The 13,547-nt window shown below is 59.6% G+C and carries 16 protein-coding genes; 4 read left to right on the top strand and 12 right to left on the bottom strand.

What is annotated here, in order from left to right; genetic code table 11:
* Positions 1–13 precede the first annotated feature (13 nt).
* The 4 genes from ACQ4MJ_RS08610 to ACQ4MJ_RS08625 form a co-directional block, all read right to left on the bottom strand.
* Positions 14–1,630, bottom strand: a complete 1,617-nt coding sequence (locus ACQ4MJ_RS08610) for an efflux RND transporter periplasmic adaptor subunit (RefSeq protein WP_192424967.1) — start codon at positions 1,628–1,630, stop codon at positions 14–16.
* Positions 1,631–1,632: 2 nt separating this feature from the next.
* A complete protein-coding gene (locus tag ACQ4MJ_RS08615; protein ID WP_192424965.1) occupies positions 1,633–2,988 on the bottom strand; it encodes a TolC family protein in 1,356 nt (451 codons plus the stop codon).
* 157 nt (positions 2,989–3,145) lie between these two features.
* On the bottom strand, positions 3,146–3,505 hold the full coding sequence (gene czcI, locus ACQ4MJ_RS08620) for a cation efflux protein, CzcI family (RefSeq protein ID WP_370540304.1): 360 nt from the start codon (positions 3,503–3,505) through the stop codon (positions 3,146–3,148).
* A gap of 74 nt (positions 3,506–3,579) precedes the next feature.
* Positions 3,580–3,918, bottom strand: coding sequence for a DUF4148 domain-containing protein (locus ACQ4MJ_RS08625; RefSeq protein WP_192424963.1), 339 nt, complete (start codon positions 3,916–3,918; stop codon positions 3,580–3,582).
* 156 nt (positions 3,919–4,074) lie between these two features.
* Between ACQ4MJ_RS08625 and ACQ4MJ_RS08630 the strand changes: the two genes are divergently transcribed.
* The 3 genes from ACQ4MJ_RS08630 (at position 4,075) to ACQ4MJ_RS08640 (ending at position 8,765) form a co-directional block, all read left to right on the top strand.
* Positions 4,075–4,761: a heavy metal response regulator transcription factor gene (locus ACQ4MJ_RS08630; protein ID WP_121420067.1), complete on the top strand. Its 687-nt coding sequence runs from the start codon at positions 4,075–4,077 to the stop codon at positions 4,759–4,761.
* The gene (locus ACQ4MJ_RS08635) at positions 4,758–6,095 is read left to right on the top strand and encodes a heavy metal sensor histidine kinase (RefSeq protein WP_192424962.1); all 1,338 of its coding nucleotides are present in this window, start codon (positions 4,758–4,760) and stop codon (positions 6,093–6,095) included. The genes ACQ4MJ_RS08630 and ACQ4MJ_RS08635 overlap by 4 nt, the downstream gene beginning before the upstream one ends.
* A 144-nt stretch (positions 6,096–6,239) precedes the next feature.
* Positions 6,240–8,765 (top strand): heavy metal translocating P-type ATPase, encoded by a 2,526-nt coding sequence (locus tag ACQ4MJ_RS08640; protein ID WP_370540303.1) that lies wholly within the window; start codon positions 6,240–6,242, stop codon positions 8,763–8,765.
* 65 nt (positions 8,766–8,830) lie between these two features.
* On the opposite strand, the gene ACQ4MJ_RS08645 is transcribed toward ACQ4MJ_RS08640, so the two are convergent.
* The 7 genes from ACQ4MJ_RS08645 to ACQ4MJ_RS08675 form a co-directional block, all read right to left on the bottom strand.
* Positions 8,831–9,487: a DsbA family protein gene (locus ACQ4MJ_RS08645; RefSeq protein WP_192424960.1), complete on the bottom strand. Its 657-nt coding sequence runs from the start codon at positions 9,485–9,487 to the stop codon at positions 8,831–8,833.
* Positions 9,484–9,900, bottom strand: a complete 417-nt coding sequence (locus ACQ4MJ_RS08650) for a disulfide bond formation protein B (RefSeq protein ID WP_057267842.1) — start codon at positions 9,898–9,900, stop codon at positions 9,484–9,486. Before ACQ4MJ_RS08650 ends, ACQ4MJ_RS08645 begins: the two co-directional genes overlap by 4 nt.
* 189 nt (positions 9,901–10,089) lie before the next feature.
* Positions 10,090–10,293, bottom strand: coding sequence for a hypothetical protein (locus ACQ4MJ_RS08655; RefSeq protein ID WP_099741086.1), 204 nt, complete (start codon positions 10,291–10,293; stop codon positions 10,090–10,092).
* 550 nt (positions 10,294–10,843) lie between these two features.
* Entirely contained in the window at positions 10,844–11,428 is a 585-nt protein-coding gene (locus tag ACQ4MJ_RS08660) for an HAD domain-containing protein (RefSeq protein ID WP_192424959.1), read from the bottom strand.
* Between the two features lie 96 nt (positions 11,429–11,524).
* Entirely contained in the window at positions 11,525–11,719 is a 195-nt protein-coding gene (locus ACQ4MJ_RS08665; RefSeq protein WP_192425386.1) for an antitoxin Xre/MbcA/ParS toxin-binding domain-containing protein, read from the bottom strand.
* Positions 11,720–11,776: 57 nt separating this feature from the next.
* Complete coding sequence (locus ACQ4MJ_RS08670) at positions 11,777–11,953, bottom strand: hypothetical protein (protein WP_158236318.1); 177 nt, start codon at positions 11,951–11,953, stop codon at positions 11,777–11,779.
* 188 nt (positions 11,954–12,141) lie between these two features.
* A complete protein-coding gene (locus tag ACQ4MJ_RS08675) occupies positions 12,142–12,579 on the bottom strand; it encodes a helix-turn-helix domain-containing protein (RefSeq protein WP_192424958.1) in 438 nt (145 codons plus the stop codon).
* Between the two features lie 177 nt (positions 12,580–12,756).
* Between ACQ4MJ_RS08675 and ACQ4MJ_RS08680 the strand changes: the two genes are divergently transcribed.
* On the top strand, positions 12,757–13,200 hold the full coding sequence (locus tag ACQ4MJ_RS08680) for a hypothetical protein (protein ID WP_431152959.1): 444 nt from the start codon (positions 12,757–12,759) through the stop codon (positions 13,198–13,200).
* Here the strand turns inward: ACQ4MJ_RS08680 and ACQ4MJ_RS08685 are convergent.
* On the bottom strand, positions 13,192–13,494 hold the full coding sequence (locus tag ACQ4MJ_RS08685; RefSeq protein WP_082836262.1) for a helix-turn-helix domain-containing protein: 303 nt from the start codon (positions 13,492–13,494) through the stop codon (positions 13,192–13,194). The genes ACQ4MJ_RS08680 and ACQ4MJ_RS08685 overlap by 9 nt on opposite strands.
* Positions 13,495–13,547: the final 53 nt, after the last annotated feature.

A 13,547-nucleotide genomic window follows, 5' to 3' on the forward strand; every position in this document is an offset into this window, starting at 1 on the left:
ATGCGCTCCGCGATCAGTGCGTGTGTTCGGCAGATCCCTTGCCGAGTTCAGACTTCACGACGAAGCTGCCGGTCGAGGCGTAGGGCATACCGGCTTTGAGACCCGAGAGGACTTCGACCCGCTTGCCATCGCTTCGGCCCAGCTTCACGGGTTGAGCGATAAAGCCTCCATCAACCTTGAGGAAGACCACCGGCTTTTCCCCGACGTTTTGGACGGCGTCGGCCGAGATGGTTACAGGCGCTGCCGTTTCTTCGGACACCACCTCAACATTGACAAACAGGCCGGGGCGCCAAGCGCCCTTGGGGTTGTCAAGAACCACGCGGGCTTTTGCCGTGCGGGTTTGCTCGCCAATGAGCGCTCCTACAAAAGCGACAGTGCCTGTAGCGGAGGCGTCAAAGGCGGTGGCCTTGATCGTGACCTTTTCGCCCACACGAACCGATGGCAGATCTTTCGCAGGAACATTGATCTCAGCCCACACTTGGGAAAGGTCCGAGATGGTGAAAACCGCAGCATCTTCCTTCACGGCTTCGCCGAGACTAAGGTGCTTCTCGATGACAATGCCATCAAAGGGCGCTCGCAACTCGATACGGTTCAGTCCTGCTACCGACGAGGCGGACAGGCCCATCGCGCTCAGTTTCTGATTGGCGTTGGCTACTGCGACCTCTGCTTCGCTCAAGGCCTGCTTGGCCTGCAGGTAGTCTTGCTCGGCAGACACCTTCTGCTCCCACAGCTTTTTTTCTCGCTCGTAGGTGGTCTTTGCCAGCGTTAAGCGCTTTTGGGCCGTCTGCAGCTCGCTGCGTTGCTCGGAAGCAGTCGGGCTCGCGATCACCGCCAAAACTTGCCCTTTCTTGACCACTTGGCCCAAGCTGGCATTGACGCTTTCCACGACTCCCGCAAGCCGGGGAACAACGTGAGACGTGCGATCTTCGTTCAAGCGTATCTCCCCGGGAAGGAGCAACGCCGTCTTGATGTTGGCTTTCACAGCAGCGTCCAGGCTGATGGATGCAGCCTTTATCTGGGCATCGGTCAGTTCGATCTTTCCTTCTTCCTTGCTCATCACGAACATGAAAGGCTCTGTGGCAGTCTGCGCAATGATCTCGATGTCGAACGCATGGGGTTCAGCAACGATCTCTCGGCTGACAAGACTGTCTTTTTCAGCGGCAAACGTCAGTTTCTGCTTTTCATCTGTCGGGCGGGTCACAGTTGCCGTGACCGTTGCAGCATTCAGGGGCAGCGGTTTATCTTTGTCGGACAGCCAGATTCGCAGTCGAGGCTCGCCACCGTCTTCAGACAACAATGCTTCCAAGCTGAAGTCGCCTTCCTTGAACACGGTACCGCCATGTGGTCCCTTGGCTTCGCTCTTTTCATGGTGTTCACCATCGGCATGCCCCTTGTCATCGTCGTGGCCCTTTTCGCTACCCTTGCCATGGTGCTCGCCGTCGCCGTGTCCCTTGGCCTCGGTATGGCCGCCGTGCCCGTGGCCATCGTCCTCGGTGGCTGCGGCTTTGGGCTTGCCGCCACCTTGCAAGATGAAAGTTCCCGCGCCGACCCCTATTGCGAGGACTACTGCAATGGCGATCAGGTGTTTTTTACTGATGGTGGATTTGCTGGAGTTCGTGTTCATGGTCATGCTCAGTGTTGCGTTGCGATCAGGCCGGGAACCATGCTGGCCCCGAGCAGGCGGTCGATATCAGCCGCCGCACGGTGTGCTTCGCCAAGGGCTTTGAGGTACTGGGATTTGGCTGTGAAGTAAGTGCGTTGGGCATCGAGCACTTCCAGGAAATTGAACTTACCGTTCTCGAAACCAATGGTGGCGGCGTCATAGGCCGACTTCGCACCGGGCAGAACTTCCTGCTGCAGTGACTGAACCTCTGCGGTGATCGTGGAAAGGCGCTCTCGTGCCTGCGCCACTTCGCTGTGCAGGCGCACGGTGGCTGCTTGCAGCTCATCGCGGGCCTTGTCCTCAAGTTTCAGCGCCTCCAGGAGGTTGCCTTGGTTGCGGTCGAAGACGGGAAGAGGCAAAGAGACCCCGAAAAGAAGGACGTTGCGCTGCGTCTCGTTGCTGCGCTGCATGCCGACGCTGACGGTGACATCGGGGACGCGTTTGCTTTGTTCCAGGTCGGTCAAGGCCTTGCGCCGATCCACCTCGATTCGCGCAAGTACCACGCCTGGCGAAGAAGCAATCAGGGGCTGGAGATCGACGAGGCTCGGGACCGAGGGCAGGTTCTCGGCCTTGCCCTCCAGGACGGTGTACGGCGCATCGATCCGTCCCAACAGCGCGAAAAGGCGAGACAGTGCATTGCGTTGTTCGCTTGCGGCCTGGGCGAGTTCGACGCGAACGCCGGCTTCGGCAACCCGGGCCTTGGACTCTTCCACTGGGGATACTTTGCCAGCGGCTACACGCTTTGAGACGGTATCCGTTGAAGATTTGGCCAGCGCTGCGCTGTCTCTGGCCAGTACCAATCGTTCCTGCGCAGTCAGAACATCAAAGTAAGCGGCAGCGACATTGGCCCGCACGGTGGCTTGCAGCTCGGCGAGTTGGGCCTGTGCTTGCTCGCGCGTTTTTTCGGCCGCCTTAGTGCGTGCCGCACGCTTTCCACCCAGTTCCACGGGAAGATTGAGTTGCCAGCTTTGCGTACGTGTTTTGGAGCGTGTGTCTTCCAGCGAGTACGCGAGCTCTGGATTGGGGCGCGAGCGTCCTTGAAGAACCTGTCCTTCGGTTGCCTCCCATTGGCGCTTTGCCGCAGCCACCTCCGGATTTCCCTCCAGGGCTAGTTCGATGGCCTTGGCCAGGGACAAAGGCTCAGCTGCGGCCGCTGCAGCTGACTGAGGTGCTCGTTCGCCAACGGCTGGCCCTGGTGGTAGGCCCTGGGAAAAGGCACCGCCCGAGGCGCTCAGCCATATAGCTGCGGCGCCTGCCGCGAGCTTGATCTTTCTACCGCCGCGCCATGCGTGCGGCATCTCTTGAAGGTAAATACCCTTGAACATCCGATTCTCCAGTGATTTCAAAACACGAGGGAATCGGCGGACTGGCAACCGTGCAGCTGCCTGGCAACTCGTCAGTCACTTCAGCTGCAACACACGCAACTGCTTCCGCCGCGATGGCGGACAAGACTGAAAAAGAAAAGTGAGATGCCCCCGCCGATCAGGCGAGGACGGACCACTGAGGGCGGTCAGGGGGCGTGGGCGTTACAGCCAGCAGACGCTGGCCTGGGGAAGACTCCACACGGCTGTCATGGGAAAAGGCTGGCTTTGCATCTGACCAGCTCAAGGCCCCGATACCCGCGCCATGGCAAACTGAACAGTCAACATCAAATGCAACTGCACCCTGGCTGGACTTTTCGGCCTGACCATTCCCGCCTTTGGCTTCATGCTTGTGTTCGTGATGCCCCAAATGCTGCGACTGCGAGGTTGAGCTCTCATGCATGCAATAAGCTGCCACCGCAGACCAGCTGAACTGGAACGGAAGCAATGCAAGCATAAGAACGGCGATCAAGCGGCACATTTTTGAAGTCTAGCATGCGTCATGAAGGGCGCGCTCGGGCGTGGATGGCCGCTGCGGAGCGCTGGGTTTAGAAATCAGCGAGCGCCGCCGTTCAGGTCCTGAAGAGCCTTCTTTTCAGCTGCAGACATGTTGAGAAATTCCTGTTGAACTTGCTCACGGGTCTTCGTTGCGCCCGTTGCTTTGACAGGCAACGCCCCCCCGCGTGAAAGGGTCGCCAGCGTGCCATCCCGGCGCGCTACTTCGACAGCCTGAAGCACATCGCCACGGGACATTGTGCTCTGCGTGTGGTCGGGATGGGTGGTCATGCCCACTTCGCCGTCGGCGGGATGGTACAGCGACGAGGCAGATGCCAATCCTGGAGCCGCGATAGCGAAGGCAATCAAAGTGAGCGTGAGGGGTTTGCGAACGGTCATGGTGTTGTCCCTTGATTTAAATCAGCCCTCGGCGATTTGCCGGGACTATGCCTTTCGACACAGGGATACTTTAAAAAACCGAGTGCGACAAGGCGCCAACAGCCAGATAACAAATTCGTAAACTACGAACAGGCCGGATTCTTCGAGAATGGCAGCATGAAAATTTTGCTCATCGAAGACGAAGTCAAGCTGGCCGAGTATCTGCGCAAGGGCCTGGGAGAGGCCGGCTACGTGGTGGACGTTGCACACAACGGGGTGGATGGCCTTCACATGGCTCTGGAAGGCGTGCACGATCTGCTGGTCTTGGACGCGATGCTTCCAGGGATCGACGGCTTCAGCCTTTTAACAGCCTTTCGCAAGACCAAGCAGACGCCGGTCTTGATGTTGACAGCAAGGGTCAGCGTCGAGGATCGGGTATTGGGACTCAAGACGGGTGCTGACGACTATCTGGTCAAGCCCTTTGCGTTTTCCGAACTGAGCGCCCGCATTCAGGTGCTGCTCCGGCGGACCCATGGTGCGAGGGATGCCGCAGAGCCCACGCAACTGCGTTTGGCGGACCTTGAATTGGACCTGGTACGGCGCAAAGCGTCCCGGCGTGGTCAGCGTTTGGAGTTGACTGCCAAGGAATTTCTGCTCCTGACGCTGTTTCTGAGAAGAAAAGGGGAAGTGCTTTCTCGCACTGAGATCGCTGAGCAGGTGTGGGATATGAACTTCGACAGCGATACCAGCGTGGTGGAGGTCGCGATCCGGCGCCTCCGTACCAAGATCGATGTGCCGTTTGACACTACGCTGCTCCACACCATTCGCGGCATGGGATATGTCATGGAGGACCGCAACGGATGAAGGCGTTGGCCCAACATCGCTCATTGCGCCAGCGGTTGTCGTGGTGGCTGGCGCTGCAGAGCTTTGCCGGACTCGGGGTGGTCTGTCTGATGGTTTATCTGGTGACCGAGTTCAATTTTCGTGATCGGCAAGAGGAAACGCTGGCACAAAAAGAAACCGTCATTCGGCACTTGCTGCAGGATGGCAAGGAGCATGGGGATTCGGAAGACCTTGCGCACAAACTCGATGACTTCCTTGTTGGGCACGGAGATCTGTCGCTCGAAGTCGCGCAGGCGGACGGGATGGTTATCTACGCCCACGCCCGCAACCAGAGTGCCAAGACGGTATGGCGCCAACGGCAGTTCGAAGTAGCACAGACTGCGGACCAGACTCCCTCAAAGAACTTGCGCGTTCAGCTGTCGCTGGACATTCGAACCGACCACCAGTTGTTGCACCGACTTGCTCTTACCTTGCTGGTCGCAGCCATCGGTGGGGCCATCGTTGTATCGCTGGGCGGATTCTCCCTGGTCAACTTGGGCCTGGCGCCCGTCCGAAGACTGGCCAGTCAGACGCGCGCAGTGTCGGCTGACAATCTACATCAACGTCTCGACAGCGCCGAGCAGCCCCTTGAGCTCGTGCCTCTGATCGACCAGTTCAACGCGCTTCTGGCGCGCATTGAGAAGGCGTATTTACAAATGGAGGGCTTCAATGCGGACGTGGCGCATGAGTTGTGCACGCCTTTGGCCACGCTCATTGCCAACAATGAATTGGCTTTGCTGCGCCCTGAGCGGGCGGATATGCGCGAGGTGCTGGCGTCCAACTTGGAGGAGTTGCACCGCCTGACCGGCATCGTAAATGACATGCTGTTCCTGTCCCAGGCGGATCGGGGTGTGGGAGCGCGCCGCGCGCCCGTGGCGAGCCTTGCATCAGTGGCTGCTGACGTACTGGACTACCACGAGGCCGCGCTGTCCGAGGCAGCTCTCACAGCTAAAGTGGTTGGTGATGCGCATGGCGCCTTCGACGTGCCGTTGCTGCGCCGGGCCCTGTCGAACTTGCTCGGCAACGCCACTCGATACGCGAGCTCTGGCTCAATCGTCCAGATCAACCTCAGAACCACCGATGAGGGTCGTGTGCTGATCAGTGTCACCAACTACGGCAGCACGATCGATCCCGAGATACTTCCGCAGCTGTTTGATCGATTTTTCCGCGCAGATCCTGCGCGCAGCCATGGGCAGAGCAACCATGGCCTCGGTTTGGCCATAGTAGGCGGTATTGCACGCATGCATCAGGGCAAGCCATTCGCATCGTCAGAAAATGGGGTAACGAATGTGGGAATCGAAATTCGCCCGAATTGATGGTGGTTTTCAACGGGGTGGGGTCGATCCTGTGCCCCTGCGACTGGGTACGGACCGTTCAGAAATCCGATTTACCCAGGACAAAGCAGTCATATTCTTTTTGCTGCTTGACTTTAAAGCCACTTCAAGGTTTCCAATTGGGCTATGAAATCAGAAACAAGCACACCTCCCACCACTGTTGACACCTGCTGCTCCTCGGGCAGTTCCAGTTCCGCAGCAGCGGTCCCTGCAGCCGCAAGCATCCCGGGCCAAGGCAAGCTGTTCCGAATCGCCACCATGGACTGCAGCGCTGAGGAGTCGGAGATCCGGCGGGCGCTGGAACCTCTGGAGGGAATCCGCTCGTTGGGCTTCCAACTCGGCGCGCGCACGCTGAAGATCGATGCGGAGGATCGCGCCTTGCCCCTGGCGCTCGATGCCATCCGCAAGGCGGGCTTCGATCCACAGCCGGTGGTCGCTGCGGTAGACACCCAGGGTAGCCAGGGCCGGGTGTTTCGCATTGCGACCATGGACTGCAGCGCCGAGGAGGCGGAGATTCGCCGGGCGCTGGAGCCTCTGGATGGGATTCGCTCTCTGGGCTTTCAGCTCGGTGCGCGGACGCTGAAGATCGATGCCGACGAAGGCACCTACCCGCTGGCCCTCGACGCCATCCGCAAAGCGGGCTTCGATCCGCAGCCAGTGGCCGGCGCCAATGGCTCCGAGGGCGGACAGGCGGGCGAACCAGCCGAAGGCGACGACCATGGACATGGTTTTGCAGGCGGCATCTCCCGTTTGGTGGCCGCGCTGGTGTTCGCCACGGGGGCTGAGGTCCTCTCGTTCTTTGCTCCAGACCAGATGGCCTGGAAGGTGGTGGGCATGGCCATCGCCGCGCTGGCTATCTGGCTGGCCGGGATCGACACCTACAAGAAAGGCCTTGCGGCGCTGCTGCGCGGCAAGCTGAACATCAATGCGCTGATGTCGGTGGCCGTCACCGGCGCATTCCTCATTGGTCAGTGGCCAGAAGCCGCGATGGTGATGGCTTTGTACGCGATTGCGGAGCTCATCGAAGCCAAGGCAGTGGACCGGGCCCGAAACGCTATCAAGGGCTTGCTGGAACTGGCGCCCGAAGAGGCTTTGGTACTGGGCACCAACGGAGCGTGGACCGCTACACCGGTGGCTTCGGTGGCCATCGGAGCGACCGTGCGCATCAAGCCGGGCGAACGCGTGCCGCTGGACGGTAAGGTGACCAAGGGCAATGGCGCCATCAACCAGGCCCCCGTGACTGGCGAGAGCATCCCCGTGGACAAGGCACCTGGCGACCAGGTGTTCGCCGGCACGATCAACGAGACTGGTGAGCTGGAGTTCGAGGTCACAGCCTTGTCGAGCAACACCACCCTGGCCAGGATCATCCAAGCCGTTGAGCAGGCGCAGGGCACGCGCGCTCCGACGCAGCGCTTTGTGGATCGGTTCGCCTCCATCTACACCCCCGCAGTCTTCGCCATTGCCGTGGCGGTGGCGGTCCTCACTCCTTTCCTGATGGGACTTACCTGGCTGGAGGCGCTCTACAAGGCCCTGGTCCTGCTGGTGATCGCCTGCCCATGCGCTCTGGTCATTTCCACGCCGGTCACGGTGGTCAGCGGATTGGCCGCAGGAGCGCGCCGTGGGATCTTGATCAAGGGCGGAACCTACTTGGAAGATGCCCGGCTTCTGAAGGCGGTGGCGCTGGACAAGACCGGCACCATCACCGAAGGCAAACCCAAGCTGGTGAAGTGGAAGGTGTGGGGTGCCGGTGACGAGGCCGCAGTCCAGCAGATGGCTGCCAGCCTGGCGGCTCGTTCCGACCACCCGGTTTCCAAGGCGATTGTCCAGGGCTTGGATGTAAAGGGTCCAGAAGCAGAAAGCTTCAAGGCCTTGCCTGGGCGCGGCGTCGAAGGCATGGTCAATGGTGTGCGCTTGATGCTGGGCAATCACCGACTGATACATGAGCTAGGACTGTGCGGTCCGGAGCTGGAGGCGGAGCTGGCCACCCATGAAAAACAAGGCCGCACGGTCACTCTCCTGGCGGACGAATCGCGCGTCCTGGCGCTGTTTGCGGTAGCGGACACCATTCGCGAGACGTCGAAGCAGGCCATCGTCGACCTCAAGGCGCTGGGAGTGACGTCGGTGATGCTGACGGGTGACAACACTGCCACGGCAAAGGCCATCGCTGCCCAGGCCGGCATTGACGATGCCCGTGGCGATCTGCTGCCCGAAGCCAAACTCGATGCCATCAAGGAAATGCAAAAGCGCTATGGCGCCACCGGCATGACCGGCGACGGCATCAACGATGCGCCGGCGCTAGCGCAGGCCGACATAGGTTTTGCCATGGGTGCGGCGGGAACCGACACGGCCATGGAAGCAGCCGATGTGGTCATCATGAACGATGACCTGCAGCGCGTCGCCGAGACAGTGCGTCTATCCAAGCGCACCCACGCCATTCTCTGGCAGAACATCACCCTGGCGCTGGGCATCAAGAGCGTCTTCCTGGTGATGGCGGTCGTTGGCACGGCCACCATGTGGATGGCGGTCTTCGCGGACATGGGAGCGAGCTTGCTGGTGGTAGCCAACGGACTGCGTCTGCTTCGCGGTACACGGGTGGAGCCAGCCGCCAAGCCAAGCCGCTCAGAAACCAAGGAGCATGCGCATTCCCACTGAGCGTTCGTCAGCGCGCGCCAAGTCCACCGGTGGGCTTGCGGAGCGCTTACTTGAATGTCCCGCTTTCATTTCTTGGTTTTGGAGACCTCTTGCGCCACTAGGTCAGTCAGCTGTTTGTGGCCAAAACTGGGCAGCGGGCGCCCGTTGACAAAGAAGGTCGGCGTCTTCTCGACCTTGAGGGCGGTCAGGTCCTGCACGTCCTGTAGCACCACGGCGTCCAATGCAGGGGCTGCGATGTCCGCCCGCGCCCGTTGCATGTCCAGCCCCGCCTGTTCAGCCGCCTTGTAGGCCAACTCCAGGTTGGGGGTTCCATGGTCCGCCCACTGCGGCTGTGCGGCCAGCACCGCTTCCAGCACGGCCAGGTACTTGTCCTGCCGCCGGGCCGATTCCAGTAGCTTGACCACCTGCTCCGAGCCTTGGTGGAAAGGCGCGTAGCGGATGACCAGCCGCACTTCGGTGGGGTACTGCTGCATCAGTTCCTTCACCACCGGATAAAAGGCGCGGCAGGTCTCGCAGGCGGGATCGAAGAACTCGACGATGGTCACGGGTGCCTCACGGGGCCCGATCACGGGTGAATGCATGCGGACCAGGCGTTCGGCTTGTCCTGCCACCTGCAGCTCCTGTGCACTTTGCACGCGGCTCTGGTACAGATTCACGCCGACAAGGAAGGCCACAAAGGCCATGCCCAGCACGAGGAAGATGATGAGTTTTCGGTGTTTCATTTGTCTGTTTTTCGCAGATAGAGGGAGAGCGAGACGGCGATGGCAATGAACGCCGCCAGTGAAAGCCAGGGCAACTCAATGCCGTAGAGGATGTCGAGCTTCTGATCGGCGCATGACACGCCGGCGCCGCAGGGGACCCAAGCCTTGGGCACCAGGCCTGCCGCCAAGAGGCTGTGGTAACCAGCCACGACCGCACCCGCCAGCGCCAGAGGCAAGGCATAGACAGCGCCCCGGCGGTCGTCGCTGTAAAAGGCCATTCCAAGAAGCAAGGCCAGCGGGAACATGGCAATGCGCTGGTACCAGCACAAGACGCAAGGAGCCATGCCCATGACTTCGCCGATGAACAACGCACTGCCGGTGGCGGACACAGCCAGCAGCCAGGCGATCAGGAGCAGCACCGAGGGCCGGCTCATCGACGCCTCCTTGAACAACGGTTCTGGCAGGAGGCACCGATCAAGGCACAACTGCGTGTGTAGATTCCAGAGCCATTCGACCCGACAGTGGAGGACATGGAAAGATCCCGAAGGCATGCTAATGAGGCCAGCACACGCTGTGCTGGCACGCTTGGCGGGGATCGGAGACGGTGGTGACCGATGCCCTGGTCAGGCCAGGGCGGGCCACTGCGGGCGTTCGGGGCGACTGACGGACTCTGAAGACGGCCACCCGCGCGTGTCGGTGTAAAAGCGCCCCAGGGGAAAGGCCGGCAGTAGATCGCGTTGCGCCTGAAAGGCTTCGGTGCCCTGCAGATGGCAGGAACCACAGTCCACGCTGGGCGCTGCATCGCCAGCTCGGGTGGATTCATCCATTGCTCCGTCCCGCAGCTGGGCGTGCTCGCAGCAATGCATTGCCACAGGAGGCAAGGAGCCCGGTCCTTCATCTTTGCAGTACGCGCCCACTGCCGCCCAGCACAGTTGCAGCGGCAACAGTACCAAGAGGAAAACAAGCAGTCGGGTGCGGGAGTGCATCCGGAAAATTGTAGTGGCATCCCAGGCGGAACGACCACTTTGGAGCGCCGGCCGATGCCATGCCCGGCAGTGTCGAATCGATCACACAGCCAGGCGCGACAACATAACAAACTTGTAATCCTGCGGTGCGCAAGCTGTCGGCATACGGTCAGCAAACTGTCACACGTGACCCGTCGGCTGGCTAGGAGTTGGTGCAGTTTCCGGGTCACGTGCATTCAAACCCAAGGAGATACACATGACACTGTCAAGATTCATCGGCGCCAACATCAATGTGGGCAAAGCCCAGTGTCAGCACATAAACAGAGTAGCAGTCAGCAGTATGCCAATTACCACGGGCTGCAAAGTGTCTGCTCTCGCCGCCCGTCCCTCGTCAGCTGGTTGTTTATAGAAACTACAAGTGGTTGTCGGACAGAGCCGAAAAGCAGCAGCGCAACTTCTCCCCCAGCTCCTGTTGGACTCCGGTGTCTGACAAGCCCGTTGTTCCATCGCATGCGACCAGGTTTTGCCAACAAGAGTCAGGCCAATCCTCCAGATCGTCATCAAGAGCTATCCACTGCCGGGGTTTTCTGCGCTGAGCGTCCTCTTGAACTTGCACGCCCCGGGGGGTGGTGCGGAACATGGAAAGGTTCCAGGGATCCACGCCATGCACACGCCTGTGGTACGTCCCACCAATAAATCGAGCACGCAAGGAGACAGGAAGGCGTTTGAGGGTTGCGCTGTATCCGGGACGGATGCACCAGGTGCTGCTCAGTACCAAGGCAACGGCTGGGTAGGGTTCAAGCACCGACTCCAGGACAGAGATCCATTCGAACAAGGAATGTCCTGCAGCCTCATACGGACTCATGTGGATGCCTTTGCGGGGATGCCAGAGCACCTTCTCATGGTGGACAACACCATCGAGGTCCAGGTACAGAACGACGTCCGCGCTGCGTGGAGTGGACGCGGGGAGATAAGGGGAATTCTGGTTAGTGGACATAACCGTATGTCGGGATTCTGTTTGGTGGCAATTTGCCCAGCGGGGATGAAGGCAGGTCCAGATCGGACTCAGAACTTACCAACACCCTTCGTACACCTACGAAAACGCTCCGTACTGGGCCTGCAAGAGCAAGCTTCTCAGAACCTCCAGGCCACCGGGCTCATTGAGCACATCGAGAGGCCTCCGATCACCCAATGCTGGGACCACCCCCATGAGCCAGTGATCAAGCCAGGCCTGTGCGTCGAAACCAGTTGGGTCGCCAGACTCATCAACCATGCGCCGCACAAGCATAGTGAGAATAGCGATGTGGTCTTCTAGGGCGATGGGGGCAGAATTCGTGTCCACTAGTTACCGATCAGTCCCGTTAACAATGGCACAGCGGCGTCGCCTGAGTGTCGGATCTTTGGTTGCATCGCCCGAGCGCGCATATTCCCTTGCGGTGATGACAGGAAGAGCGTGCTTGACCTTGATTGTGATGACGCGCTTCGCCTTGCGGGCAGCCTGACCTGTGCGGTGCAATTCCATGGCGCGGGGATCTCTCAAGAGCTGTCGCGAGCTTCGGAGAGCGATTTCATCAAAGTACCTCTCAGAAAAACGTCGCCCACGGGGGCATACTTTCGCAGAGGTCGCACCGGGGGCTTGCTTTGCGCTAATGATAGCAACGAAGTTCAAACTCATCGCGGGGTTGTATCGGTAGGAGAACCAGCGCTGACTCACCAAAGGCCACGCTTGCTCACTTTTACCAGCGCACTGGTAAGGGCCATCAGCGTCTCTGCATCTGTCAGCGCCTCCGCCCCCTTCAACGTGGACGGCAACGAAATTCCAGCGATCTCTTGAGTACGGTTGAGCACCTGCTCGACCAAACTGGTTCGGGGAACAAACATGTAGTGCACTTCACAGTCCAGGCCATGAGCCAAACGTGTAAGCGTATTCAGCGTGATAGTGCCGTTGGCCTCGGCCTGCTCCAGTTTGCGGACTCCCTGTGCCGTCATGCCCAAACGCTCACCTAGCGCTTTGGAACTCATGCCCAAGGCCAATCTCACCGTCTTTGCCCAGCCACACCTGGGCGTGGCATTTCGCTGCAGCTTCGCGAAATCGCAAAACTGCCGATCAAGTTCGGCCAAGCGGGTGAGATTCAGGCGGTTTTTCACGGGGCAAACGAATGAGACAACAGACTGGTTGCCTCTTTAAGCGCATTTGGGCAACCGGTATATTTCCATTGGGAGACGGGCGCACTTGGAACGAAAAAACGCCATCTCTGTTCAGTTATCTTCGCACGCCACGGTCTCGAACGGGACCAATTGGTCTCATATTAACTGGAATGGCGAATGATGCTGCGTTTAAAAAAAGCGACTCTCGGAAAGTTTGGTCCACAGGACATGATGGGTCTGATCACATCACGGGGATGGGAATCCATCTTGCCGGATGCGCTGAATGACAACCACCTTTTGTTGGTGTCAGACCAGCTCCGAGACCTTCTGTCTGGCTCGGGTTGGAGCGGGGATCATGATCCCGCTCGTGCTGCCTTACCGCTCACCCTGTTGCTTCTGACCAAGGCGGGAGCCAAGCGTTCAGGCGACAGCTTGGAAGTGGGTCTGGAAACTCTGCAAGAAGCACTGTGCTTGCTCAGCACTGCCGTGGATCGGGAGATCGTCAATCGGATGCTGCAACGCCAAGATGCCACACCCATTGGCACCGGTCTGATAAGGGCTTCAAATTCTGGTTCAGCATGCCAAAGAACAGGCCGACTCGGAATGCCACGCCTAGTCTGAAATGATGCCCTTGAAGTCCGCTTTGACGGTCCTGAGGAGTTCATTGACCAAGTTCGTGTCCAGGTCTGGGCAGTACGCGGTAGCAATCAAGGTCAAAGGGTGTATCTGCATCTGCTCGGCCAATACCTCGATGGTGCGGATACTGGGCACTTGATGTCCCTGCTCGATGCGACTGATGTGTCGGCGGCTCGTTGCCAGCAACATGTCTTCCTGAACCAAGCCGCGTGCCGCGCGCAGTTGCTGCAGCGCCCGACCAAAGTCGGCTTGGGGTGGAACACGCTTTCGGGAAGACATCCACCCGATTTCCGTCCAATGAGACTAAAAAGACCACGACCAAATAGTCTCAT

The organism is Acidovorax facilis (assembly GCF_050626955.1).
Taxonomy (GTDB): Bacteria; Pseudomonadota; Gammaproteobacteria; order Burkholderiales; family Burkholderiaceae_C; genus Acidovorax; species Acidovorax facilis.

Coding starts and splice junctions, on each gene's coding strand:
- ACQ4MJ_RS08630 (WP_121420067.1), top strand. CDS start 4,075: ATGAAAATTTTGCTCATCGAAGACGAAGTCAAGCTGGCCGAGTATCTG.
- ACQ4MJ_RS08680 (WP_431152959.1), top strand. CDS start 12,757: ATGATGCTGCGTTTAAAAAAAGCGACTCTCGGAAAGTTTGGTCCACAG.
- ACQ4MJ_RS08635 (WP_192424962.1), top strand. CDS start 4,758: ATGAAGGCGTTGGCCCAACATCGCTCATTGCGCCAGCGGTTGTCGTGG.
- ACQ4MJ_RS08660 (WP_192424959.1), bottom strand. CDS start 11,428: ATGTCCACTAACCAGAATTCCCCTTATCTCCCCGCGTCCACTCCACGC.
- ACQ4MJ_RS08670 (WP_158236318.1), bottom strand. CDS start 11,953: ATGGAATTGCACCGCACAGGTCAGGCTGCCCGCAAGGCGAAGCGCGTC.
- ACQ4MJ_RS08650 (WP_057267842.1), bottom strand. CDS start 9,900: ATGAGCCGGCCCTCGGTGCTGCTCCTGATCGCCTGGCTGCTGGCTGTG.
- czcI (WP_370540304.1), bottom strand. CDS start 3,505: ATGTGCCGCTTGATCGCCGTTCTTATGCTTGCATTGCTTCCGTTCCAG.
- ACQ4MJ_RS08685 (WP_082836262.1), bottom strand. CDS start 13,494: ATGTCTTCCCGAAAGCGTGTTCCACCCCAAGCCGACTTTGGTCGGGCG.
- ACQ4MJ_RS08645 (WP_192424960.1), bottom strand. CDS start 9,487: ATGAAACACCGAAAACTCATCATCTTCCTCGTGCTGGGCATGGCCTTT.
- ACQ4MJ_RS08625 (WP_192424963.1), bottom strand. CDS start 3,918: ATGACCGTTCGCAAACCCCTCACGCTCACTTTGATTGCCTTCGCTATC.
- ACQ4MJ_RS08640 (WP_370540303.1), top strand. CDS start 6,240: ATGAAATCAGAAACAAGCACACCTCCCACCACTGTTGACACCTGCTGC.
- ACQ4MJ_RS08610 (WP_192424967.1), bottom strand. CDS start 1,630: ATGACCATGAACACGAACTCCAGCAAATCCACCATCAGTAAAAAACAC.
- ACQ4MJ_RS08665 (WP_192425386.1), bottom strand. CDS start 11,719: ATGCTTGTGCGGCGCATGGTTGATGAGTCTGGCGACCCAACTGGTTTC.
- ACQ4MJ_RS08615 (WP_192424965.1), bottom strand. CDS start 2,988: ATGTTCAAGGGTATTTACCTTCAAGAGATGCCGCACGCATGGCGCGGC.
- ACQ4MJ_RS08655 (WP_099741086.1), bottom strand. CDS start 10,293: ATGGATGAATCCACCCGAGCTGGCGATGCAGCGCCCAGCGTGGACTGT.